The organism is Halanaerobium kushneri (assembly GCF_900156285.1).
Taxonomy (GTDB): domain Bacteria; phylum Bacillota; class Halanaerobiia; order Halanaerobiales; family Halanaerobiaceae; genus Halanaerobium; species Halanaerobium kushneri.
In genome coordinates, this window is the sequence record NZ_FTNC01000023.1 from 1 (window position 1) to 25,095 (window position 25,095).

General features: G+C 34.8%; 25 protein-coding genes and 1 tRNA gene. 22 read left to right on the forward strand and 4 right to left on the reverse strand.

Going from position 1 to position 25,095, the window contains the following annotated elements; all coding sequences use genetic code 11:
• Positions 1 to 148: transposase (locus tag BW929_RS15660; protein WP_200805247.1), on the reverse strand; the 148-nt coding region annotated here is incomplete at its 3' end.
• Positions 149 to 328: 180 nt separating this feature from the next.
• Between BW929_RS15660 and BW929_RS12195 the strand changes: the two genes are divergently transcribed.
• From BW929_RS12195 to BW929_RS12245, 11 genes are all read left to right on the forward strand, one after another.
• Positions 329 to 970: a glycosyltransferase family 2 protein gene (locus tag BW929_RS12195; RefSeq protein ID WP_268762636.1), complete on the forward strand. Its 642-nt coding sequence runs from the start codon at positions 329 to 331 to the stop codon at positions 968 to 970.
• Between the two features lie 3 nt (positions 971 to 973).
• Complete coding sequence (locus tag BW929_RS12200) at positions 974 to 1,240, forward strand: lipid-A-disaccharide synthase N-terminal domain-containing protein (RefSeq protein WP_076545770.1); 267 nt, start codon at positions 974 to 976, stop codon at positions 1,238 to 1,240.
• Between the two features lie 42 nt (positions 1,241 to 1,282).
• Complete coding sequence (locus BW929_RS12205) at positions 1,283 to 1,966, forward strand: response regulator transcription factor (RefSeq protein ID WP_076545771.1); 684 nt, start codon at positions 1,283 to 1,285, stop codon at positions 1,964 to 1,966.
• Positions 1,956 to 3,344 carry a sensor histidine kinase gene (locus BW929_RS12210; protein ID WP_076545803.1) on the forward strand — a complete coding sequence of 463 codons (1,389 nt, stop codon included), beginning with the start codon at positions 1,956 to 1,958 and terminating at the stop codon, positions 3,342 to 3,344. The genes BW929_RS12205 and BW929_RS12210 overlap by 11 nt, the downstream gene beginning before the upstream one ends.
• Positions 3,345 to 3,474: 130 nt before the next feature.
• The gene (locus tag BW929_RS12215) at positions 3,475 to 5,595 is read left to right on the forward strand and encodes an LssY C-terminal domain-containing protein (protein ID WP_076545772.1); all 2,121 of its coding nucleotides are present in this window, start codon (positions 3,475 to 3,477) and stop codon (positions 5,593 to 5,595) included.
• Positions 5,596 to 5,834: 239 nt separating this feature from the next.
• Positions 5,835 to 6,584: an ABC transporter ATP-binding protein gene (locus BW929_RS12220; RefSeq protein ID WP_076545773.1), complete on the forward strand. Its 750-nt coding sequence runs from the start codon at positions 5,835 to 5,837 to the stop codon at positions 6,582 to 6,584.
• Positions 6,556 to 7,479, forward strand: a complete 924-nt coding sequence (locus tag BW929_RS12225) for an ABC transporter permease (RefSeq protein WP_076545774.1) — start codon at positions 6,556 to 6,558, stop codon at positions 7,477 to 7,479. The genes BW929_RS12220 and BW929_RS12225 overlap by 29 nt, the downstream gene beginning before the upstream one ends.
• Positions 7,480 to 8,292 carry a COG1470 family protein gene (locus tag BW929_RS12230; protein ID WP_076545775.1) on the forward strand — a complete coding sequence of 271 codons (813 nt, stop codon included), beginning with the start codon at positions 7,480 to 7,482 and terminating at the stop codon, positions 8,290 to 8,292.
• Positions 8,293 to 8,316: 24 nt separating this feature from the next.
• Positions 8,317 to 9,276 carry an ABC transporter permease gene (locus BW929_RS12235; RefSeq protein ID WP_076545776.1) on the forward strand — a complete coding sequence of 320 codons (960 nt, stop codon included), beginning with the start codon at positions 8,317 to 8,319 and terminating at the stop codon, positions 9,274 to 9,276.
• Between the two features lie 51 nt (positions 9,277 to 9,327).
• Positions 9,328 to 9,978, forward strand: a complete 651-nt coding sequence (locus BW929_RS12240) for a hypothetical protein (RefSeq protein WP_076545777.1) — start codon at positions 9,328 to 9,330, stop codon at positions 9,976 to 9,978.
• A 114-nt stretch (positions 9,979 to 10,092) separates the two neighbouring features.
• The gene (locus BW929_RS12245) at positions 10,093 to 10,542 is read left to right on the forward strand and encodes a PepSY domain-containing protein (protein WP_076545778.1); all 450 of its coding nucleotides are present in this window, start codon (positions 10,093 to 10,095) and stop codon (positions 10,540 to 10,542) included.
• A 50-nt stretch (positions 10,543 to 10,592) separates the two neighbouring features.
• On the opposite strand, the gene BW929_RS12250 is transcribed toward BW929_RS12245, so the two are convergent.
• From BW929_RS12250 to BW929_RS12260, 3 genes are all read right to left on the reverse strand, one after another.
• Complete coding sequence (locus BW929_RS12250; protein WP_076545779.1) at positions 10,593 to 11,900, reverse strand: 3-deoxy-D-manno-octulosonic acid transferase; 1,308 nt, start codon at positions 11,898 to 11,900, stop codon at positions 10,593 to 10,595.
• 151 nt (positions 11,901 to 12,051) lie between these two features.
• On the reverse strand, positions 12,052 to 12,951 hold the full coding sequence (locus tag BW929_RS12255) for an acetamidase/formamidase family protein (protein ID WP_076545780.1): 900 nt from the start codon (positions 12,949 to 12,951) through the stop codon (positions 12,052 to 12,054).
• Between the two features lie 184 nt (positions 12,952 to 13,135).
• Positions 13,136 to 13,211, reverse strand: a tRNA-Glu gene (locus BW929_RS12260).
• A gap of 332 nt (positions 13,212 to 13,543) precedes the next feature.
• Here BW929_RS12260 and BW929_RS12265 point away from each other — a divergent pair.
• From BW929_RS12265 to BW929_RS12315, 11 genes are all read left to right on the forward strand, one after another.
• Positions 13,544 to 14,818 carry an L-serine ammonia-lyase, iron-sulfur-dependent, subunit alpha gene (locus BW929_RS12265; protein ID WP_076545781.1) on the forward strand — a complete coding sequence of 425 codons (1,275 nt, stop codon included), beginning with the start codon at positions 13,544 to 13,546 and terminating at the stop codon, positions 14,816 to 14,818.
• 107 nt (positions 14,819 to 14,925) lie between these two features.
• Positions 14,926 to 16,272 carry an FAD-dependent oxidoreductase gene (locus tag BW929_RS12270; protein WP_076545782.1) on the forward strand — a complete coding sequence of 449 codons (1,347 nt, stop codon included), beginning with the start codon at positions 14,926 to 14,928 and terminating at the stop codon, positions 16,270 to 16,272.
• Between the two features lie 88 nt (positions 16,273 to 16,360).
• Positions 16,361 to 16,768 (forward strand): DUF134 domain-containing protein, encoded by a 408-nt coding sequence (locus BW929_RS12275; RefSeq protein WP_076545783.1) that lies wholly within the window; start codon positions 16,361 to 16,363, stop codon positions 16,766 to 16,768.
• A 109-nt stretch (positions 16,769 to 16,877) separates the two neighbouring features.
• Positions 16,878 to 17,291 carry an OsmC family protein gene (locus BW929_RS12280; protein WP_076545784.1) on the forward strand — a complete coding sequence of 138 codons (414 nt, stop codon included), beginning with the start codon at positions 16,878 to 16,880 and terminating at the stop codon, positions 17,289 to 17,291.
• 224 nt (positions 17,292 to 17,515) lie between these two features.
• Positions 17,516 to 18,988 carry a pyridoxal-phosphate dependent enzyme gene (locus BW929_RS12285; RefSeq protein ID WP_076545785.1) on the forward strand — a complete coding sequence of 491 codons (1,473 nt, stop codon included), beginning with the start codon at positions 17,516 to 17,518 and terminating at the stop codon, positions 18,986 to 18,988.
• Positions 18,989 to 19,013: 25 nt separating this feature from the next.
• Positions 19,014 to 20,261: a threonine synthase gene (locus tag BW929_RS12290; RefSeq protein WP_076545786.1), complete on the forward strand. Its 1,248-nt coding sequence runs from the start codon at positions 19,014 to 19,016 to the stop codon at positions 20,259 to 20,261.
• Between the two features lies 1 nt (position 20,262).
• On the forward strand, positions 20,263 to 20,814 hold the full coding sequence (locus BW929_RS12295; protein ID WP_076545787.1) for a helix-turn-helix domain-containing protein: 552 nt from the start codon (positions 20,263 to 20,265) through the stop codon (positions 20,812 to 20,814).
• Positions 20,815 to 20,907: 93 nt separating this feature from the next.
• A complete protein-coding gene (locus tag BW929_RS12300) occupies positions 20,908 to 22,149 on the forward strand; it encodes a YgeY family selenium metabolism-linked hydrolase (RefSeq protein ID WP_199505737.1) in 1,242 nt (413 codons plus the stop codon).
• A gap of 42 nt (positions 22,150 to 22,191) precedes the next feature.
• Positions 22,192 to 23,175: an ornithine carbamoyltransferase gene (locus BW929_RS12305; RefSeq protein ID WP_076545788.1), complete on the forward strand. Its 984-nt coding sequence runs from the start codon at positions 22,192 to 22,194 to the stop codon at positions 23,173 to 23,175.
• Between the two features lie 231 nt (positions 23,176 to 23,406).
• Positions 23,407 to 24,450: a TRAP transporter substrate-binding protein gene (locus BW929_RS12310; protein ID WP_076545789.1), complete on the forward strand. Its 1,044-nt coding sequence runs from the start codon at positions 23,407 to 23,409 to the stop codon at positions 24,448 to 24,450.
• Positions 24,451 to 24,509: 59 nt separating this feature from the next.
• The gene (locus tag BW929_RS12315) at positions 24,510 to 25,094 is read left to right on the forward strand and encodes a TRAP transporter small permease (protein WP_076545790.1); all 585 of its coding nucleotides are present in this window, start codon (positions 24,510 to 24,512) and stop codon (positions 25,092 to 25,094) included.
• The last annotated feature ends 1 nt before the right edge of the window (position 25,095 follow it).

A 25,095-nucleotide genomic window follows, 5' to 3' on the forward strand; every position in this document is an offset into this window, starting at 1 on the left:
AAACGTTCTTTATTTCCTGACTGAAGCCAATTTGATTATCAAATTCTTTAAAAATTAGCAGACCGGAATCGGAAGTTAAATCACCACCATTAAAATTTATTCTTATATTCGACTTGAAATTCACCTTTTTTTCAGATATAGTAACCACATGGAGTCCCTCCTTTTAATTTTGGTGTAGTTACTATTATTATAAAGGAAAGGGGCTCCCTTTTCTATGCTTTTAGAGAAAAATTTTAATAAAACTCTTTCACCCACTGGGTGAAAACAATATTTTAATAGATTATTGATATACTGGGCCTGACAATTTATTTCGTGGTTGCTATGAATAATTCAGGTTAATGAATTAAATGAACAAGAATATAATTATCAAATAATTTATGTAGATGATGGAAGTCAGGATGGCAGCAGTCAAAAAATAGATTTGCTGCAGGAAAAAATAAATAGACTTTCAGCAATACATTTTACTAAAAATAATGGTCAGACTGCTGCTTTCTTAGCTGGTTTTAAAGAAGCGGAAGGAGAATATATAATTACTTTAGATGCAGATCTCCAGGTCAGTCCTGCTGATATACCTAAACTGATTCCCTTTTTAAATGATTATGATATGGTAATCGGGATGCGGACCAACCGGAATGATGGTTTGATTAAAAAAATTTCTTCAGTAGTTGGTAATGGGGTTCGAAACTTTATTACCGGTGAAAAGATTACTGATACAGGTTGCCCACTAAAAGTTTTTAAAAATGAGATTCATAAAGAATTTTATCCTTTTAAAGGTATGCACAGATTTTACCCTACTTTAGCCAGAATTAATGGATATGAAGTAAAACAGGTTCCGGTTAACCATTATCCCCGAAAATATGGTCAGTCTAAATATGGGATTAATAACAGAATGTGGAGAGGATTATTTGATACACTAGTTATGCGGTGGATGAAGAAAAGAATTATTAATTATAATATAAAGAGGGATTAATCTATGATATGGATAATAATTGGATTTGTTGGTCAGGCGATGTTTACCTTACGTTTTATTATTCAATGGATTGCTTCAGAAAAAGCAAAAAAAAGTATAGTTCCAAATGCTTTCTGGTATTTTAGTATTGCAGGAAGTCTTACTTTGTTAGTTTATGCAATTCATCGGCGAGATCCAGTTTTTATTGTGGGACAGTCAACCGGTTCTTTTATTTATCTACGAAATTTATATTTAATTAAAAAGAACAGAAAGAGCACAAGTAATCAGTGAACTAAAGTTATTTTACATATTTATTTAAAGAGGTGCTGATAAATGAGAATTTTAGTTGTAGAAGATGAAAAGGATTTATCAGATGTAATTAAAAAAGGGCTTGAGGAAGAAGGCTTTGTTGTTGATACAGTAAGTGATGGCCAGCAGGCTGTTAATTTTGCCTGGGATTATGAATACGATATAATAATATTAGATTTAATGCTACCAGTTAAAAATGGAATGGAAGCTTTAAAAGAAATTAGAGAGTACGGTATTAATACAGCGATCTTAATATTAACAGCAAAGGATATGGTAGAAGATAAGATAAAGGGATTAAACAGCGGTGCAGATGATTATCTAACCAAACCTTTTGCTTTTGGTGAGCTGGTTGCAAGAGTTAGAGCATTACTTAGAAGAGGTATTGAAGAGAATAATAATCAACTTATGACCGGAGATCTTGTAATTGATACGGTAAACCATAAAGTCTTACGCGGAGGAATTGAAATACCTTTAACAGTTAAGGAATATGCTGTTCTGGAATATCTGACGAGGAACAGAGGCCAGGTACTGTCTCGAACCCAGATAGAAGAACATGTCTGGGATTATCGATATGGAAATACATCTAACATTGTTGATGTATATATACGTTATTTGAGACAAAAAATTGATAATGATTTCGAGCCAAAATTAATTGAAACGGTTCATGGTAGAGGCTACAGGATAAAGGTAATTGAAAATGAAACTTAGATTAAAAATAAAGACAAGATTAACTTTATGGTATATAATTATTTTAACAATGACTTTAATTGCCTTTAGCAGTTTTATATTTTTAAATGTAGAACAATATATATATAACCAGGTAGAAATTAGGCTAAAAAATCAGGGAGAACAAATCATTAGAGAAATTGAGAATAATGATCTTAGAGAGGAAAACATCGAAATCAGTCCAATCATTAATGAAGTAAAAGAAAATGCTGATAAAGATTATTTAATAGCTTATTATGCTGCGAATAAGAATTTGGTATTAACCAATAAACAAAACTATATTTTACCAGACAAATTGAAGACTGATAATATTTTTTCTGTCATTAAATTAGAAAATGATAATATTGATGAAGATTGGGCGTTAATAACTTTACCGATAACCAGTCAAAGTACTTCGGGCTGGATTAGGGTAGCAGAACGGCTGGATTCGGAAGAAAAAATATTAGATAAATTAATATTAATTTCAATACTGGGTATATCAATTTTTTTAATAGCAGCTATTACTGGCGGCTACTTTTTGGCTGGGAAGGCTCTTTCCCCAATAGAGAAAATTAGTACTACTGCCAGAGAAATAAGTTCCAGTAGTTTGGGGCAAAGAATTGAAGAAAAAAATACTGACGATGAAGTGGGCAGTCTGATTGTAACTTTAAATCAGCTTTTTGCAAGGCTGGAGAAGGCCTTTGAAAGAGAAAAACAGTTTACTTCAGATGCTTCTCATGAACTAAGGACTCCAATAACTGTAATCAGAGCTCAATCGGAAAAGATTCTGAGAAGAAAAGATTTAAAAGAAGAATGTGAAGAAACCCTGAAAATCATAAAAAAGCAGTCTGATTATATGGGGCATTTAATTGAACAGCTCTTACTGCTTGCAAGAAGTGATAGTGGAAAGCAGATTATTGAAAAAGAAGAGTTTGATATTAATGAATTAGTGAAAATTGTGGCGGGAGAGTTTAGCGCAGTTGCTGAAAATAAAAATATAAAAATAATTACTGAACAGTCGAGCGAAAGCATAAGTGTTTTAGCAGATCAAAGTATGATTATTCAACTACTTCTTAATTTAATTGATAATGCTATTAAATATACACCAAAAGGTGGAGAAGTTAAGATAATTACCGAAAAAAATGATGGAAATTTAATAATTAAAATTAAAGATACCGGTAGGGGTATTCCTGAAGAAGATCAAGATAATATATTTGAGAGATTTTATCGGGTGGATAAGTCACGGTCTCGTAAAAAGGGGGGCACTGGTCTGGGGCTTGCTATTTGTGAATGGATAGTGGAGTCTCACGAAGGAAGTATTAATTTTGAGAGTAGTGCTGGTATAGGAACAACCTTTATAATTAAGCTCCCTGTAGTTTAAAAATTTATATTATTTTGCTACCTGGACTATAAAAATAAGCTTTTTATTTGTTTTCAATAAGCTATATATCTATCTTCAGAATGAATATAATTCTTCATGAAATTAAATTTATTAAAGAGGGGATTTCGCTATGAGTAATTATTATAATTATCTAATATCATTAATTCAAAATTTCTCTATTTTTGGTTATCTATTAATAGCTATTCTGGCTTTTTTTGAATCTTTTGCTTTTATAGGTTTAATAGTACCGGGAAGTATAGCTGTTATTATTGGAGGATTTTTAGCAGCTCACGGCAGTTTGAATATTATCATTTTATATCTTTTAGTCTTTCTGGCTGCTGTTTTAGGAGATAATTATAGTTTTCGTTTAGGAAGAAATAAAAAAGTCCCCTTTAATCAGGATGGTAAAATATTTAATCAGGAACTTTTTATAAAAGGCCGAAAGTTTTTTGAACATTATGGAGCTAAAAGTGTTTTTCTGGGGCGATTCGTTGGCTGGGTAAGACCTATTATCCCATTTATAGCCGGTTTTTTTGAGCTAGATGCTAAAGTTTTTTTGCTGTGGAATATTTTAAGCAGCATATTATGGGCAGCGTCTCATATTGCTCTTGGCTACTTTTTTGGTAGAACCTGGCAGCTTGTTGCCCTCTGGTCTACAAGGTTTACAATTTTCTTTACAGGATTAATTGTTTTTGTGATTTTAATATATTTACTCAAACATTTTGCTTTGAGTAGAGGAAAGGAACTTTTAACTTTACTTGTTTCAATAGGTGAATCGATAAAAAGGGCTGTGATCGAAAATAAAGAAGTAAAAGAATTTGTTGAGCAGCATAAGGCATTCTTTTCATTTCTAAGAAAAAGATTTGATAGGAATAATTTTTTTGGTCTTCCAGTTACTCTTTTTGTTTTGTCTTTAATCTATGTAATGGCTCTTTTAGGAGGTATTATTGAAGATTTTCTAACTACTGATTTAATTATTAGTGTGGATCATAGAATAGCAAATCTTTTGACGATTTTTAGAAATGAAACTCTTACAGATATATTTTTCTGGATTACTTTTCTCGGGAAATGGCAGGTTATATTAGTTTTTACATTTAGTATAATTTTAATTTTATGGCTCTGGAATAAAAAATCATATATAATTCCAATCCTGATTAGCATTACAGGTAGTGTGTTATTTACCTATATCGGTAAATTACTTTTTCATAGACCAAGGCCGGTTGTTGCAATTTATCAAGAAAGTTCTTTTTCTTTTCCCAGTGGTCATGCTACAATTTCAGTTGCGTTTTATGGTTTTTTAACTTATTTTTTAGTGAAGGAAATTTCTAGCTGGAAAAATAAGATAAATATATTTTTTACAGGTTTGATATTAATTATAGCTATTGGTTTCAGTAGACTTTATCTGGGTGTACACTTTTTAAGTGATGTCTGGGCTGGATATTTAGTTGGAGCTCTGTGGTTGATTATAGCAATAAGTGTTTCAGAATATTTAACTCTTAATCAAAAAAATATTTTCCATAAATTTAAAGATGTAGAATTGTCCGGACTGGTAAAACAAATAATTTCAGTTATAATAATAATTTTAGCAGTTGGCTCATATACATTTTTTTCCTTAGAATATCAAATTCCATATAGAACAACTCCCCCACAGAAGCCACTAATTGTTAGTAAAGCTCTCAATGTTTTTGAAGGCAGTAGGCTTAAATATACAGAGTCGCTTTTAGGAGAAAAAGGAGAACCGATAAGTTTTATTATCGTGGCTAATAATGAAAAACAATTAATCAGAACTTTTCAAAGTGCTGGCTGGAATACAGCAGATGAAATCAACATATATACTTTATATAAAGCTGCAAAAGCGGCTTTATTAAAAAAACCATATCCCAGTGCACCGGTTACACCTGATTTCTGGAATTCAAAGGTTAATGATCTTGCTTTTGAAAAACCAGATTCTAGTGATAATATTAGAGTTCGTCATCATGCTCGATTCTGGGAGACTAATTTTATAACCAATGATGGAGAGAAAATATATGTAGGTACGGCAAGTTTTGATAGTGGAATTAAGTGGGGTATAACTCATAAGATTGATCCTGATATTGATAGTGAGAGGGAATATCTTTTTGATGATTTAGAGACTACTTCTCTGATCAAATCTGCAGAAAAATATCAATTTGTCGCGCCTAAACTGGGAAGTAATTTTGTAGGAGATCCTTTTTTCACGGATGGCAAAGCATATATATTGGTAGTTGAATAAATAGAGTTCAGTTAAAATATTTAATTAACTCAAAGTTTTATTAAAAAATAAATAATTTTTGATAATTATTAAAGGCATTGTTCAGCTGAGATAACTCCAGCTGGGCGATGCCTTTTTTTATCTCTGTTATTTTAAAGATTAAAAAAATCTCATTTTTAATTAATAAATCTCTAATATCTAAGTTGTAAAATTTAAATCAGAGCAAGAGGTAATAATAATCTTAAAAAGTGGTGATAAAAATGTTGGTAATAAATAGTTTAACTAAAAATTACGATGGTTTTACAGCTGTTGATAATTTAAGTTTTAAAGTAGGAGAGGGTGAAATATTTGGCTTCCTGGGACATAATGGAGCAGGGAAAACAACAACAATTTCTATGCTGGTCTCATTAATCAGACCAAGCAGTGGAAGTGCTGAGATTGCTGGTTATGATGTTGTAAAAGATAATCTTAAAGTAAGAAGCATGCTTGGTTATTTACCAGAAAATGTTAACTTATACAGCAACTTAACAGCTTTTGAAAATCTCTATTTTTTTGGTAGTTTATCTGGGGTTGAAAATGTTGAGAAAAGGATAAATGAGGTTCTTAAGGATTTAGAGATGCACTCCTGGAAAGATACAAAAGTCAGGGAATTTTCTAAAGGAATGAGACAGCGTATCGGTATAGCTCAGGCCTTACTGCATAAACCCAGGATATTATTCTTAGATGAACCAACATCAGGTTTGGATCCACAGGGGACCAAAAGCATCCGTGATCTGCTCTTATATATAAATAATAAGTGGAATACGACTATATTTCTAAATACCCATCTTTTATCAGAAGTGAAAAAAATCTGCAGTAGTATTGGAATAATAAGTCACGGGCAATTGCTGATGACAGATTCTTTAATAAATATTAAGAAAAAATTTGGTAGTGAAAAATCTCTTGAGGATATATATTTCCGGATTGAGGGGGATCAAAATAATGGGGAAAATACTGTCTATAGCATCTAAAGAAATAAAAACTGCATTTAAAGATAAGGCTTTTCTTGCAGTTGCTTTACTTTTCCTTCTGCTTTCTATTCTATCAGTGTATATAGGGTCAGCAACCAAAAATGCTGAAATCACAGCATATCAGGATATTGTTAACTTATTGAAATCACAGGGAGCTACTTCTATTCCAGCAGAGCCGAAGATATTCCCCTTATCAATTTTGAAAAATATTATAAATTATGTTGCGGTAATAGGCTCGATTGTTGCTATATTTCTTGGGTTCAATTCTTTTAGTGAAGAAAGAGAGGAGGGGACAATTAAGCTTTTACTTTCAAGACCAATTTACAGAGATCAGCTGATAAATGGTAAACTTTTTGGAGGAGCGTTCGTAATTGCAGGTTTATTAATAATAACTTTAGTTTTTAATTGTTTCCTTTTTACAGTGGTATCTGGAATGAATATTAATTTTGCTGAATTTAGTCGTTTAACTGTTTTTTTTGTTTTTGCTTTTTATTATATGATAAGTTTTTATCTTGCCTCATTATTTGTTTCTCTCAAGAGTCAAAACAGTACTTTTGCTTTTTTATTAATGCTAATTATCTGGATGGGAGTAAGTTATGTTATTCCACAGCTGGCTGAAAGCCAAAAAAATTATGTTTATGTACTGAATAATATAAGTCAAACCATGAATCAAATGCCGCAGGATACACTGATCTCTAAGACAATAGAGATATTTTCTCCTACAGTACAATTTAAAAATATAGGTCGTGACCTTCTGCAGGTAGTTCCAGAACATGCTCAACTTTCTCTTTTTACATTATTGAAGCTTAATCTGCGATCTATTATATATCTTCTAGTTCCTGGGCTTTTTATGCTTTTTGGTTCATACAATAGTTTTTTAAAAGAAGGTAATTAAATGAAAAGAATATTAACTGTATTAATAATTTGGATAGTCTTGGCACCAGGATTTAGTTCAGGAGCAGCAGCTCAGACTTTTGCTACCAGTCCTATTTATCTCAGCAAAGAGGCAGCAGGGGGTCAGCAGGTTGATTATACTTTTCTAATTAAAAATAATGACCAGAGAGAACATAATTATTCTTTTCAGATATTAAATCTTCAAAAAGAATATATCAGCAGTCTGGATTATAAGTCATTTTCAGAAACCAATTTTAGTTTAACTGCAGGGAATAGTAAAAAAATAGACTTGAAATTAAAAATACCAGAAAACTCAAAAGCTGATCATCTTTCATTCCGGGCAGTCTTGAAAAAAGAGGGTAATATTACTAAATCTCTACCACTTAACATTAAAATTAATAAAGATTATCAGCTCACAATCGCAGATTATCCTCGAGATTTGAATTTGATCAGTGGTGAAAATCAAAGTTTTTCAGTTACAGTTGGAAACATAGGAACAGAGACTCTAAAAAATATTAAACTTAAATTTGAGCTGCCGAAAAAGTGGTTAATAGAAAATATTAAACCCAAACAAATGGATCTTAAAGCTGGAGAAAAAGGATCATTTAATGTGGATATATTTGTTCCTTCATCACAGGCAGCTGCTAACAAAGAGATTTCAGTAATTGCCTATAATCAGCATTCTCAGACAAAAATTTTAATTGGCTCAATTACTGTTAAAAAGAATCCAAATTACTTTTTGGTAATCCTGATTCTGCTGATTATTATGATAATGGGAACAATATATTATTTTCGCAGATTTGGAAGAAGATAAATATTTTAAATGGAGGTGAACTTAATGAGTGAAATGATAGTGATTGCTAGAAAGGAGATTAAAGATTCTTTAAATAATAAATTTTTTCTTTCCATACTTATTTTGCTGCTTATTTTAACTATAGTATCAATAGTTTTGGGGACCTTACAGGTCCACTCCCAGATAGCACAGTACAATAGGTCTATTGAGTTTTTAAAGTCAATGGGTAAAACTAATTTACCACCAATGCCCAGCCTTAATCCTCTCTCAGTATCAAAGAGCTTTGTAAATTATGTTGCTATGATTGGTGCTTTATTAGCAATAGTCCTCGGTAATTATGCAGTAAGCAAAGAGAGGAAAAATGGTACATTTAAACTGATACTATCCAGATCAATTTATAGGGACCAGCTTATTAATGGAAAGTTGGGTGGGAATCTGCTGCTCTTAGCTTTAATTAACTTTGCTATTGCAGCTGTAACAATTATTTTTCTTACTGCTTTGGGGGGAGTTAGTCTTAGTCAGGCGGATTTAATAAGATTAATCTTTTTCTTTGCCGCTTCATTTTTATATATGGCCTTGTTTTTTATAATTTCTTTGTTTGTAACTCTGCTTCTACCATATAAAAACTATGCCCTGCTTACAGTAATAATTATCTGGCTTGTATTTGCTTTTATATTCCCTCAAATTGGCGATACCATGGATATGGATAACCAACTTCCTGGTGGATTTTTCGCAAGTATGGGACTCAACAGAGCTCAGGAGAAACAGATAGTCAATAAATTTAAATTCTATGAAACACTTAGAAATGGAATAGAAGAACTTTCTCCAACCAAACATTTTGAAAGAATTAGTTTTGCTCTCTTAGGAGTTAAACCTGGTTTTAAAAATAATACTGCCTGGGAAATAGCTAATCTAAAGTGGCTAAATCTGGCAGGTTTATTAGTGCCTAATATAATTTTAAGTATGCTGTCTTATCTGGTTTTTTTGCGCAGAGAAAATCTTTAAATAGATAATATATTAAAAAGTTAAAAATAATAACTATGGAGGTAAAAGATTATGATGAAAGTAAAAAAGAGTAATTGGCTCACATTGACTTTGCTATTATTAGCAGCATTAATAGTTTTTTTTGGAGGTGCTAGTAAAATATATGCGGCTGGAAATAATTTGGACAGTGATAAAGATGGAATTCCCAATGATGTAGAAAAAGTATATGGAACTAATCCTTATGCTGCTGATAGTGATGGTGATGGAATGAATGATAAAGATGATAATAATCCTGTTCAATTGAGTAATCCTATTAAAGAAAGCGGCAGCCGAGATTTACAAATAAGGGTAAAGGATGCAAGGGTAGAAGATAATTTTGATACTAATCATTCGGATCTTCCTGACCATCTGCAAATAACATTATTAAATAAAGGGAAAAAATCTTTGAGCAATATAGAACTCTATTATACAATAACTGATAAAAAAACAGGTGCCGAAGAATCGTATTATCAGAAACTTAATTCAGAAATTGCTGCAGAAAGTGAATTAACTCTTCATTTTGACAATAAAATTGCTAAAGATCATTATTCTGCAAATATGAATGGATTATATGGAAGTTCAACTAATGGTTTGATTTTTGATGTTTATCTGCATGTGAAAGGCTATAAAACTCTTAATTTTAAGATAGAAAAGGATGCAGGTGCTGCAGAAGTCGCTGACTAAAAATCAATATGAATATTAAAATACTTTAATCTATAATTAACATTTGTTTAATTTTTAAAGTATAAAATGAAATTGTAGTAAAAAAGAAATTAAAAAAAGGAAAGGATGAAAAATATGTTGAAGAAAATAATAGCAACATCAATGTTAGCTGTATTTGTTTTTGGTTTTGTGGGAGGTATATTTACTTTATCCGAAAATAGGGTTCAGGCAGCTGATCAGAAATCTAATATTTTTAATATGGAAAAGGCTATTAAGGTTGTAAAAGAGAAATATACTAATGCCCAGGTTAAATCAGTTGACAAAGAATTGGAAAATGGTAAAACATTTTTTGAAGTAGAATTTACTGATTCAAATGGAAATCATGAGGTAAGTATTGATGCAGATACTGGTAAAATATTAAAATCTTTTGAAGATGAGAAAAATAATTATCAGAATGAAAGTGGAGAACATCATAATGAAGGTAATGAGACAGAAGACTATGATAATCAGGATAATGAATCAGAAGAACATGGAGAAGATGATGACAGCGGCAGTAATCAGGATGACGACTATGAAAGCGAATAATGTAGAAAAAAGTTATTTTTGAAAATAGCTAATATATAACTTATAAGCTGTCAGTCTTGATGCTGACAGCTTTTCTGTTTGATTATTTTTAAAGTATGGTTAAGAATTCTTTTAGAAGCACCTCTATTATTTAGAATTACTTTTCTGGCTTTTTCTCCCCTGTTCTTTAAATTGTTTTTATTATTTAAATAATAATTAAGTTCTTTTTTTAAACTCTGCCAGGTATTTACCTGTATTCCGGCATCATTTTTAATTAAAAGATCCCTGCTGTCTTTAAAATTAGACATATCCGGACCGAAAAACACCAGTTTTCCCTGGGCGGCAGGCTCCAGTACATTATGCCCCCCTTTTCCCATCATACTGCCTCCTACAAAAACTAGATCAGCAATACTGTATATTTGTGCCAGTTCCCCGATAGTATTTAAAATAAGAGCTTCAATTTTTTTAGAATTGTTATTCTTAAGCTCTGTTTTTTTTACAGCATCAATATTATTTGTTTTAAAAATTTCATTGATTTCAGCTGCTCTTTCAATATCACGGGGAGCAACAATAAAATATAAATTAGGAAATTCCTTTTTTAGCTCTTGATAAATCTGGATTAAATGTTTTTCTTCATCAGGATGAGTACTACCAGCAACAAAAACTAAATTATCTTTATTTATTTTAAACAATTTTCGATATTTTTCTTTTTTGTTTTCAGAAATTAGAGAATAATTCTGATCAAATTTTGTATTTCCCAGGTTAAATACTTTTTTTTCATTAGCTCCAAGTTCTATAACTCTATTTTTATCCTGTTCAGACTGCATGGCCAGACAGTCAATATTATTAAGCATATCCGGCATAATTGAGCCTAAATAATTATATTTTTTGTAACTACTATCACTTATTCTACCATTGGCATAGATTATTTTATGCCCTCGCTTGTTTGCAATCTTGATAAAGTTTGGCCAGAGTTCAGTTTCAATAATCATAATCAGATCAGGATTAATTATATTTAAAGCCTTATTAACAGCAAACGGTAGATCAAAGGGAAAATAGACTATAGCATCAGCATCCTCAATGATTTTGTGGGCCATATTCTGGCCGGTATAAGTGGTAGTAGAAAAAATTAATTTGTATTCGGGTAGTTCTTTTTTTAGTTCTTTTACAACAGGACTGGCGGCCACAGTTTCCCCGACAGAAACTGCGTGAATCCAGATGACTTTATTATTGGTGGCTAGACTTTTTATTTTATTTGCATAAAAGCCAAAAAGTTCTTTGGTATTTTTTTTGTTTGTATTAGTAAGCTCTTTATAGATTAAGATAGGAGAATAGATTATGAAAATTAAAACAAGTAATAAATTATAGATTATGTACATGATTAAAACCCCTTAAAATTAAATGCTATCTGAATTATATCAGAACTAAAAAATAATGACAAATAGCTGAAATTTGAGCTTGCTAGCTTTTCGGCAATAATAAAGGCTGACCTAAAAAAGCCAGCCATTGTTTAAATTATAAAAATTGTAATTAATACTTTAAACCATATTTTTCTAACACCCTTTTTTCTACTCTCATGCGGGCAGTTTTTTGAGGATCAACAACCTGACTAATCTGGAGATCACAAATAATACTCATCAGCATTGCAAGCTCATTATTACTCAGTGGAAGTCTTTCGTTCAAAAATTGAAACATATTGTTGCTCGCTTTTTTGGCAGCGGCATCCAGATCTGTACCCGAAGCAATAGTATAAAAAGCTGGTTCAGTTTCAACTATTGGATCACTTAATTCCTTATTTTTTATTAGATCAACTTTGACAGTAACTTCACCAGCAATTTCAATACCTGTTACAACAACTTCGCCATCACCCATGGCTGCATGCAGATCTCCTATTGCCAGCATTGCTCCAGGAACTCTAACCGGAAGATAAAGAATTGCATTTTCCTTAATTACTTTGGTGTCCATATTTCCTCCATGGGAGGCTGGTGTACCACAGGGAACAGCTTTCTCGTCTTTGCCAGGTGAAGTACCAATTACTCCAATCATTGGATCGAGATCAATATTAATTTTTTCGTTAAAAATAGCCTTATTATTTTCGATAGGAATAATTTTAGTCTCCGAATCAGTAATAAATTCTTCCAGAAATCCCATTTCCGGAGAGGTAATCATAACTCCCTGATCCTTTACTTTGATTTTTTTGATTTCTATTTTCAGTGTGTCTCCAGGTTCAGCACCTTCAATTTTTAGAGGTCCAGTTGCTGGATTAATTGTCTCCCAGTCTGTCGACTCAAAAAGTACTTCCTCACTTTGAATCTGATTACTAAAACAGTCCTGTGTCTCAAAAATTACTGTTTCACCTGGCTGACAGCTGGCAGCCTCCTTATTGTGGGCAGACATTGAATAGATATGCTTGTCGGCTGATATTTTCATTCTATCCCTCCAGATTTTAATTAAATATATTTAAAATTGAGAATATTTATTATAAATTATAACATAGAATTTTTCTACTGTCAGCTAATCGACAAAAACTGACAGGTTCACGGTGCGTGTACATAAACAAACATAAACGAGCATAAACAAAAAAGACAGCCAATTGGCTGTCTTAGATTCAAAATGGTACCCTCAAGGGGATTCGAACCCCTGCCGCCAGGATGAAAACCTGGTGTCCTGGACCCCTAGACGATGAGGGCAAATTTTTATATAATTTTGTTGACTGCAATAAATATAATAGCATAAGAACTAACTGGCGTCAAGAATTTTGCTGAAGAAATATAATTTAAAATTTTCTCTCTATTCCTTACTGTTCTGTCAGTGTTTTGGGCCTGTTTTTCTTTGAAACAATTAATCTTTTTGACATTTGTTCATAATAATTAATTTTATGACAAGGAAGTAGCAGTTAAATCTAGAATAGTATAGTTAAGAGTAGGAATTATTCTTTATAAAGGAAATGCTCTGTTTATAAATTTAAAGAGATTATTATTACTGGTTAGTTTTAAAGAAAATATTAAGCTGAGGTGATCAAATGTCAGAACTGCTGGACCTTTTTGCAGAAAAAGAGCTTGTTCTAGCTCAGGGATGTACTGAACCGGGAGCGGTGGCTTTTGCAGTGGCTGCTGCAGCCGAACACAGTCGGGGTGAGCTAAAGAAAATCAAGATTAAGATTGATGGTTTTGTTTATAAAAATGGTATGTCAACCGGCCTGCCGGGGATTAATAAGTATTATGGAAATAAAACAGCAGCCGCTTTAGGTTATTTTGCCGATAAACCCTTAGCAAGAAAACTGACAATATTAGCTGATCTAGAAGATAAACTGGATCAGGCCCTGGGGATTATTGAGCGAGTGGAATTTGAGGTTCTGGAAGAAAAGATGCCAGTTTATGTGGAAGCAATTATTGAAGCTGATAATCAGGTTCGCTCTCTGATTAAAGGCAGTCATGATGATTTAAAAAAGATTACAGTTGATGGTAAAATAGTTTATCAAAATCAGAGTAAAATTTCTGCTGACCAGCAGTTAAAAAATCTTAATGCTCAATTAAAGACGATGAATATTTATCAGTTAATTGAGCTAGTAGAAAAAGAATTTTCAGATAGGCAGCTTCAGTTATTAAAAGATGGCTTGAAACTAAACTCGGTAATCGCCCGAGCTGGCAGAGAGGGAGTTGGTTCGGAAGTTGGGGTTAAATATAGAAAACGAACTGATTTTAATGAGCTAAATGAAATTGCAGCTAAAGCTGCTGATGGTACAGGAGCCAGAATGGCCGGAGCAGCTTCTCCAGCCCTGGCATCTTCAGGTAGTGGTAACCAGGGCATTTTTATTTCGCTGGTTACCTATCACAGTGCCCGACATTATTTTAATATCTCAGATAAAGAAATTTTTAAGGCAACAATGATTGCTCATCTGGTTGGTCATTATGCCAAAATTTACCTGGGGCGTCTTTCTGCACTCTGTGGGCTTTTTTATGCTGCAGCACCGGGAGTGTTGGCAGCTTTACTTTATCTGGCCGGTAAAGAAGATAAAATAGAAGAGGCGATCAATAATTTAATCAGTGATACAAGTGGAGTTTACTGTGATGGAGCCAAGGGGAGCTGTGCTTTAAAGTCGCTTACAGCAGCTGAACTTGCATTGAGGCATTTTGATTTGATTATGCAGGATCTGAACTGTCATCTTCCTTCAGGATTTATTAACTGTTCTTTAAGTAAAACATTTGAAAACCTGGCTGCTATTTCAAGACCTTCAGAAAATACAGTTAATAATACACTATTTAAGGTTGTTGAGAAAAATGCCTGTGAAATTTGAAAAACATTTATTCCAGACAGTTAAGTATTTTTCTGGCTGAAGACATTGATTAAATTAAGTAAATGCTTTACTGAATTATAATAAATTTTTAACAGGAGGAATTTAAGATGAAAATAGCTGTTATTGGTGCTGTTGCAGCAGGTACAAGTGCTGCAGCTAAAGCAAGGAGAACAGATAAAGAAGCAGAAATTGTAGTTTTTGAAAAGGGAACGGATATTTCTTATGCTGGCTGTGGACTTCCCTATTATATCTCTGGCGTAACACCTTCCCGTTCTGAAATAGTAATGAATACAGCGGAAGATTTTAAGGAAAAATATAATGTCGAAGTTAGGCTCCAACACGAGGTTACTCAAATTGAAACAGATGGCAAAAAATTAAAATATAAGAATTTAAACACAGGAGAAACGGGTGAGTATAAATATGATAAATTAATTATTGCTACCGGTGCTTCTCCAATTAAACCCCCATTTGAAGGTCTGGATCTGGAAAATATTTTTACTCTTCGCTCTGTTGAGAGTGCCGACCAGATAAAAGTGGCTTTAAGTCGAAAAGAAACTCAAAAGGTTGTAATTATTGGTGCCGGCCTGATTGGTCTTGAGATGGCAGAATCTTTTAGGGAGCTGGGGATGGATGTTACAATTGTTGAACTGGAAGATCAGGTGCTGCCTCCTTATAGTAAAGAAATGGCCGAGATTGTAGCAGAACATTTAAGAGAAAAGGAAGTTGAACTGATTTTAGATGATGGAGTGGATCATTTTGAGGGTGAAGACAGGGTAGAGAAAGTTGTAACTGCTTCTGGCAAAAAAATTGAAACTGATCTTGTCTTACTTTCGATTGGAGTTAAGGCCAATTCAGAGCTGGCAGAAAAAGCTGGAGTTGAAATCGGTAAAACAGGAGCTATTAAAGTTAATGAGAGATTAGAAACAAATCTTAAAGATATTTATGCTGCAGGTGACTGTGCGGAATCAACTGATCTGCTGACCAATAAAGATGTCTGGGTTCCTCTTGGTTCTACTGCAAATAAGCAGGGAAGAACAGCTGGCGAAAATGCAGCCGGTGGAGATTATAAACATTATGGTATTTTAAAAACAGGAATTACAAAAATATTCGACCTGACAGTGGCAAAAACTGGTTTGGATCTGGAGGAGGCAGAAAAAGAAGAAATCGATGCTGTGGCTGTCAAAATTAAAGCTCATAATCATGCAAGCTATTATCCGGGTACTGCTCCAATTCATCTGCGAGGAATTTTTGATAGAGAAAATGGAGTTATTGTTGGAGCAGAGGTAATCGGCGGTGAAGGTTCTGATAAAAGAATTGATGTGCTGGCTACAGCAATTTACAATAGAATGACTGCAGGAGAACTGTTTCAAGTTGATCTTGCCTATGCTCCTCCTTATTCCGGTCCTAAAGATGCAGTAGCAATACTGGGAATGGTTGCAGAAAAGAAGATATAACTTTTGTTCTTTGTTCACCAATCTGTTATAATAAATATAATAGAGTATTTTACTAAACTTTAAATAAATGTAACAGGAGTGAAAAAGTATGGCCCGTCCAACCAAAGATCGGATAATTGAAAAATTACCTGAAATAAAATTTTTTAAACCAGCAGGAGTCCCCGGACATCAGCTGGAAATAGTAGAGATGACTATGGAAGAAGTGGAAGCCCTGCGCCTAAAAGATGTTAAAGGTTTAACTCAGGCAGAAGCAGCAGAACTGATGAATGTTTCTCGCCCAACTTTTCAGCGGGTATTAACTTCAGCCAGAAAAAAGGCTGCTGAGGCTTTAACCTGTGGTAAGGCAATTAAATTTGCTGGGGGAGATTATCGTCTGGTGAGACCGGGCCACTGTCCGGAATGCGGCAAAAAAATGAGAAGAGGTAGAACTCATCAGCACGGGAAAAATATGTCTAAAGAGAAGTGCCCGGAATGTGATGAGGATCAGGAGGCTTAAAATCCTGAATCTATTAGTGCTTGTTTTAATAATCAAGAGATTATAAATTTAATTGAGTAAATTGCTCTAAGGAGAAGTTGAGTGCACAAAAAGGAGGATTAATTCGATTATGAAAATTAATGTAGACTGGCAGGGAGAAATGGAATTTAAAAATCAACTGCCATCAGGTCATGAATTAACAGTTGATGCAGCAGCAGAAAGTGGAGGGCATAATAAGGGGCCTCGCCCAATGGAATTACTGCTCAGTGGACTGGCTGGCTGTACTGGAATTGATGTTGTTTTGATACTTAAAAAGATGAAAACTGAATTAGAAGACTTTGCAATGGAGGTTGATGCTGAAAGGGCAGAAGAACCTCCGAGGCGATTTACTAAAATTCATATTAAATATAAGTTTAAAGGGAAAAAATTAGATGAACGCAGGGTGGAAAGAGCAATTAATCTTTCGGAAAAAAAATACTGCTCGGCCAGCAACTCTTTAAATGCAGAAATCACTTCAAGTTATGAAATTGAGTCTACAGATTAGATTATGTTAATATATGTTAAGTGAAGAAGAATTAATAATTTTAAGTAAATATATTACAGAAAAATGATTGAAATTATTGAATACCCGGATATCCGGGTATTTTTTTTATTTTATCTACAAATTATTGCAGGATTAATTTAAATCTCATTGAATATATAAAGTGAGATTTAAATTTTTAAACATATAATTTTCTAAATACTCTTAATATAAAAGGGAGGATAATGATGATTAATTTAGAAGTCAATGAAAAACAGTTAGAAAAAGCAATTGAACGAGCAAGAGAAAAAAATATAATTCTGCCAACTTTTGAGCAGATGAAAAATCCGGAATTAATTCCGGCTAAAATCAAAGAAAAATTGAAAGATATTGGTCTCTGGGATGTAAACAGTTATAATTTATTCCGTATTAGCTGGAAAAATGAGCCTAAAAAAGATGGGGGTCTTTATGATGGGGTAAATTATATTGAATTCCCTTCCGAATTGACTGGTGTTGATGCCAGGATTTTTGCAGTTGTGGGTAAATGGTTCCCCACTGGTGCACATAAGGTAGGTGCAACTTATGGCTGTCTTGCTCCGCAATTGGTGACCGGACAGTTTGATCCAACCTCCAGTCATGCAGTCTGGCCTTCAACTGGTAATTACTGTCGAGGTGGAGCCTATAATTCTCAGCTTTTGGCCTGTGATTCGATTGCAATTTTGCCAGAAGGCATGAGTAAGGAAAGATTTGATTGGCTGCAGAAGGTAGCAGGTGAGGTAATCCCGACTCCCGGTACGGAAAGTAATGTAAAAGAAATTTTTGATAAAGTCTGGGAACTGCGGGAGACAAGAGATAATATCACAGTGTTTAATCAGTTTGAAGAATTTGGCAACCATCTCTGGCATTATGAAGTTACTGGTTCAGCAATGGAAGAAGTAATTAGAGATGAAATGAGAGATAATGATAATTATTTTGGTTTTTTTGCAACTTCTGGTTCTGCAGGTACCCTGGGAGCCGGAGATCATCTTAAAGATCAGTTCCCTCAGAGCAAAATAGCAGTTGGAGAAGCACTGCAATGTCCAACCATTTTAAGTAATGGTTTTGGTGCTCATAGAATTGAAGGTATTGGAGATAAACATATACCCTGGATTCATAATGTAAAAAATACAGATATGGCAATTGCTATTGATGATGAGCGCACAATGTCTCTGCTGCGTTTATTTAATGAGACAGCTGGACGAGAGTATTTGATAGAACAGGGAGTTTCAGAAGATTTTGTTGAGAAACTTGAACTTTTAGGGATTTCAGGAATTGCTAATTTAGTTGGGGCTATTAAGATGGCTAAATTTTATGAACTGGATCAGAATCAAATGCTGATGACTGTGCTGACTGACTCATTAGAACTCTATACATCCCGTCTGGAAGAAATGAGGGAAGAAAGAGGAGAATATACAAGAGAAGATGCAATTAAAGATTATCACCGTTATCTGAGAGGGATTAATACAGAATATACTCTGGAAATGGGTCTGGAAGAAAGAAGACGGGTGCATAACCTGAAATATTATACCTGGATTGAACAGCAGGGTAGAGATTCTGAAGAACTCAATGCTCAGTGGTATGATTATGACAATTACTGGGGTGGAATTCACTCTCAGGCAGAAGAAATTGACAAATTAATAGAAGAATTTAATCACAAAACAGGTTTATTAGAAGAGCTGTAGAATAATAGTAATTGAGGTGAAGCAGATGAAATATGTAACAGGGCTGCACTGTATTAAGTGTGGTAAAGAGTATGAAGCAGATCCTGAGCGTTATCTCTGTGACGATTGTGAAGATGGGATCTTAGATGTAGATTATGATTATCAAAAAATTATGGCTGAATGGTCAAAAGAAGATTTAAAAGCAAATCCAGATCAGCGCATCTGGCGTTTTGAACCACTTCTGCCGATTAAGCCGGAGACGGAAAAGCCTAAGCTTGCTGTTGGAGATACACCAGTTTACAATTCTCCAGTTTTGGCTGAAGAGTTTGGAATTAAAAAGTTGATTATTAAAGATGATGGCTTAAACCCAACTGCATCTTTAAAAGATAGAGCCTCAGCAATGGCTGTTGTTAAGGCACAGGAGGCGGATGCAAAAACAGTTGCCTGTTCTTCGACCGGTAATGCAGCATCCTCTCTGGCTGGTAATATTGCTTCTATGGGGGGAAGAATGAATGCGGTTATTTTTGTGCCTGACCGAGCTCCTGCAGGAAAGCTGGCCCAGCTGTTAATTTATGGAGCTGATGTAGTTTCAGTTAAAGGTTCCTATGAAGAAGCCTTTTATCTTTCAGCAGAAGCCATTAAAAAGTGGGGCTGGTATAATCGTAATGCTGCCATTAATCCTTATCTGGTAGAAGGTAAAAAAACCGTTTCTTTAGAGCTGGCTGAGCAGCTGGAATGGGAGATGCCGGACTGGCTTGTGTTTTCTGTTGGTGATGGCTGTACTATCGCGGGAGCTTATAAAGGTTTATATGATCTAAAACAGATTGGCTTTATTGACAGGATACCCAGGTTACTGGGGGTTCAGGCAGAAGGTTGTGCTCCAATCACTGAAGCTTTTAGGACCGGAGAGGAACTGGAGGTTACAGCTGAGAACACAATAGCAGATAGTATTGCAGTTGGTAAACCCCGAAACTGGTTAAAGGCGGTTAGAGCAATTAGAGACTCAGCGGGAGAAATGATTAATGTTAGTGATGATCAAATTTTAGCTATGATGAGAAATTTAGGTAAAAAGACAGGCATTTTTGGCGAGCCTGCAGGAGTTGCTGGAATGGCAGGACTCAAAAAAGCTGCAGCAGAGGGAATTATTAAGCGAGATCAGAGTGCAGCTGTTGTAATTACTGGGAATGGTTTAAAGGATGTTAAAAATGCCCGTCGTGCAGCCGGTAATCCTATTGAAGTTGAGCCGGATCTGGAAAAATTGACTGCTATTTTTGTCGAACAGGGTGTGACTTAAGATGAGTGATAATATAAGACTTGGACAGAGAATTAGAAAAAAACGTCAGGCTAGAGGTATGAGTTTAAATGATGTAGCAGAGAAGATAAAGAAGACTTCAAGTTATTTAAGTCAGGTAGAAAGGGGGCTTGCCGAACCTTCTATTACTGCTCTGCGGGAGATTGCCAGAGCACTGGAAGTTCCGATTTTCTACTTTTTGATTGAGGAAGAGAATCATAATGCAGTGGTGCGCAAAGATGAACGCAGGATTTTGAATTTTCCCGGTTCACATCTGACCTTTGAACTGCTTTCTCCAGATTTAAATAGAGATATGGAAGTTATCGAGGCAACACTGGAGCCAGGTGCTGAGACAACAGACGAACCTTTAAATCATCTGGGAGAGGAATGTACGATTGTTATGCAGGGGAAGATGTTTATTCAGATTGGTGATCAGGAGTATGAGTTGGAAAAAGGTGACAGCATATACTATAAGGCGAGCTTGCCTCATAAAATTAAGAGTATTGGTGAAGAAGATCTTCATTTCATATCAGCGATTACTCCCCCAAACTTCTAAGTTGTATTAATTAGAAATGAAATAGCATTTGGGTACTTATTATAAATATAATTGACCGGTAATAAATATTAAATTAATGGAGGTGCCAGTTAAGTGATAGAATTTGATCAAATAATGGAAAAAGCTGAAAGCTATCGTTCAGAAATTAGTGCGTTTTTAAGAGATATGATCAGAATTCCGAGTGAAAGCTGTGAGGAAAAAGAGGTAGTTTTAAGAATAAAGGAAGAGATGGAAAAGGTAGGCTTTGATAAGATAGAAATTGACGAAATGGGTAATATCCTTGGTTATATAGGTAATGGAAGCCATGTAATTGCCATGGATGCTCATATTGACACTGTTGGTGTCGGAGATGATTCTCTCTGGGATTATGATCCTTATGAAGGTTATGAAGATGATGAAATAATTGTAGGACGGGGAGCCAGCGATCAGGAGGGTGGAATGGCTTCAATGGTCTATGCCGGAAAGATAATTAAAGATTTAGGCTTAGAAGATGACTATACCCTGATTATTACCGGTACAGTACAAGAAGAAGATTGTGACGGCCTCTGCTGGCATTATATTATAGAAGAAGATGAAATCAAACCCGAATTTGTTGTAATTACCGAACCTTCATCCTGTAATATTTATCGCGGCCACCGGGGCAGAATGGAAATCAAAGTTAGTACTCATGGTGTTAGCTGTCACGGATCAGCTCCAGAAAGAGGAGATAATGCGATCTACAAGATGGCACCAATTATCAATGAATTAAAAGCCCTGCATCCGAATTTAACACCACATGATTTTCTGGGTAAAGGAAGTCTGACTGTTTCCGAAATATTTTACAGCTCACCTTCTCGCTGTGCAGTTGCAGATGGCTGCAGTATCTCAATTGACCGCCGTCTGACTGCAGGAGAAAGCTGGCAGTTTGCTGTCCAGCAGGTTAAAAACTTACCGGCAGTTAATGATGCAGATGCAGAAGTAGAGATGTATAAATATGAAAGACCTTCCTATACCGGTCTGGTATATCCAATTGATTCTTATTTTCCTACCTGGTTGATTGAAGAAGATCATCCTGTCTGTCAGACGACAGTTGAAGCCTATAAAGAATTGTTTAAAGAAGATCCTCTAGTTGATAAATGGACATTTTCCACGAATGGAGTTTCAATAATGGGACGTCATGGTATTCCCTGTATTGGTTTTGGACCCGGTCACGAAGATCAGGCTCATGCACCAAACGAAAAAACATGGAAATCAGAACTGGTTAAGGCGGCTGCAATTTATGCTGTGATTCCAAAGTTATTTGTGGAAAAGTATGCCGATCAGATGCCGGAAGAAACAGAAAATCTTTTAGCTTAGTTTTTAAGGGTGCCGAACAAAAATCAAAGGAGGAATTATAAAATGGAAACTCAATTAAAAGGAAAAGATTTTATTACACTACAGGAATGGACTAAAGATGAAATTGACACTTTACTGGATGTTTCATTTGATTTAAAAAGAAAATTTGCTATGGGTGAACCCACACCATATTTAAGAGATAAAACAGCTTTTTTAATGTTTTTTGAACAGTCAACCAGAACCAGAAACTCAATGGAAGCTGGCCTGGCTCAGCTTGGTGGGCATGCTAACTTTTTAGATACCAGTACTATGCAGGTTTCTCACGGGGAAGTGGCTAAAGATACCGGTATTATTCTGGGAAGTTATGGACATGCCATTGCCTGCCGTAACTGTGTCTGGGAAATTGGTAATAAATATCTGCGCTCTCTGGCTAATCATGCAAAAGTTCCGGTGATGAACTTACAGTGTGACCTTTATCATCCAATGCAGGGGATTGCCGATTTAATGACCATTAAAGAAAAGAAAAAAGAAACTAGAAATTTAAAGGTTTCAATTATCTGGGCCTATGCCACCAGTCATAAAAAGCCTATTTCTGTACCTTTAACTCAGGCTTTACTTTTCCCACGTTATGGTATGGATGTGACCTTAGCCTATCCTGAGGGATATGAGATGCCGGATTGGGTTATCGAACAGGCTCGAGAAAATGCTGAAAAGCATAATGGAACTTTTAAAATTACTCATGATCAGGATGAAGCTTATCGTGATGCTGATATAGTTATTCCGAAAAACTGGGGCAGCTGGGTTACAAATCAGGATGATGCAGTAATTGATGATCTTTTAGAATCAAATAAACACTGGAAGTGTACAGAAGAGAGAATGGCACTTGCTGATGATGATGTAATGTATATGCATGCTTTACCTGCTGACCGGGGTAATGAAGTTGAGGATTCTGTAATTGACGGTGAACATTCAATTGTATTTACTGAGGCTGAAAATAGATTACACACTGCAAAAGCTGTAATGACCCTAACAATGGGTGGTAAGTAAAATAATTTAAAGTACCGGGTACCTGAGGATTATTTCTTTTAAGTATCTGGAGGAGGGAAATACACTTCTAAATATCCTGTGCTATTTATTTAAGGAGGTGCTGTGAAAAAAATTAAAGTAAGAGTATTTGGGCTCTAATTATTGGTCTGATAGGAAGGACTGTCCAGTAGATAATGAGAAGTTTAGCAGTTGTTTAATTGAGTCTTTGATTAAAACTTAGGAGGAGTTTAAATGAAAAAAACATTAATTATTACTTTAATTTTAGTAATGGCGATCACAGCATCCCTAACAGCAATGGCTCAGGATACAAAAGTATTGAAACTCAGCCACTTAAACCCACAGCAGCCAAAAGAAGTTGCTACAGCAGCTATGGCAGAAGTATTTAAATCAATGGTTGAGAGTGGCACCAATGGCAGTATAGAAGTAGAAATTTATCCAAATGGTGTTTTAGGAAATGAAAGAGAAAGTATGGAACAGGTTCAAAGTGGAGTTACTCAAAGTTATATAGCATCTGGTGGAGGAATGGCAACCTTCTATCCAATGTTTTCTATAGTAAATATTCCTTTCTCTATTTCTAATTATTCTGTAGCTTATGAAGTATATGACGGTGAATTTGGTCAGCAAATGGCAGCAGATATTGAAGAAAAAACAGGTTTTAAAGTACTTGGCTTTGGTGAATCAGGAGGGTTTTTCCAGCTGACAAATAGTGAACGTCCGATTAAAACCCCGGCTGATATGGAAGGTTTAAAATTTAGAACAATGACTATTCCAATTCATATGGAATTTATGCGTTCACTTGGTGCTTCACCTACTCCAATTGCCTGGGCAGAACTTTATACAGCTCTCCAGACCGGAGTAGTTGATGGTCAGCATAACCCAATCCCAATTATCAAAATTGGTAAATTGGAAGAAGTGCAGAAGTACTTAACTCTGACCAATCATATGTATACACCTTATGTCTGGGTTTTAAACTCTGACTTCTATTCTTCCTTAACTTCTGAGGAACAGGTTGTGGTTGACGAGGCGGCAAGAGTGGCTAACCTGGCTGGCCGTGGTGTTAACAGATTAATTGAAGCTTCTGATGAGGGTCTTCCTTATTTAGCAGAAGAGATGGAAGTATATAAACCTACAGCTGAAGAAATGCAGATGTTTAAAGATGCTGCAATTCCTGCTTCAATGGAATTTATTGAAGAAGAGTATGGTGAAGAAGGAGCTCAACTTGCTCAGGATTATCTTGATGCAATTGAAGCTGCTCAGGAGAAATTTGGAATGTAAATTAAAATTTAAAAGGGACAGAGTCTCTGTCCCTTTTATCAAGCTGAGGGGTGAGGGAATTGGGAAAGACTAGTATTTTTGATAAACTCGAAAACTTTGGAGATTGGCTGGGAAAAATAACTTTATTTATAGTCATAATTCTAACAGGGATTCTTGTTATTACAGTATTAACCGGAGTTTTTTTCCGCTATATCATTCGCGATTCTTTAAGCTGGACAGAAGAACTGGCCCGGTATTTAATGATCTGGGCAGCTCTACTTGCAGTCAGTGTTGGAATAAAAGACAAAGAGCACGTCGGTATTCAGCTTTTAATTAAACAGTTTCCTCCAATTATAACAAAGTTAATTACCTTTGTTGTTTATGTTATCACCATTGTTTTTTTGACAGTTTTAACTTTTAAGGGTTATCAGGTAGCGGTTAAGGCACAAAATCAGCTTTCACTTGCCCTAAATATTTCGATGTTCTGGCCTTTGATGAGTATTCCTGTTTCTGGTTTTCTGGCAATTATTCAGCAGTTTATTCAGCTGCTTTTGATCTTTAAACCGGGAATGAAAATCTCTGATATTTTAGGAGAAACAGAAGTAGATGAAGCATTACGAGAAGTAAAAGAAGTGCAGATTGAAACAGAAAAAGGTCAGGAGTGAT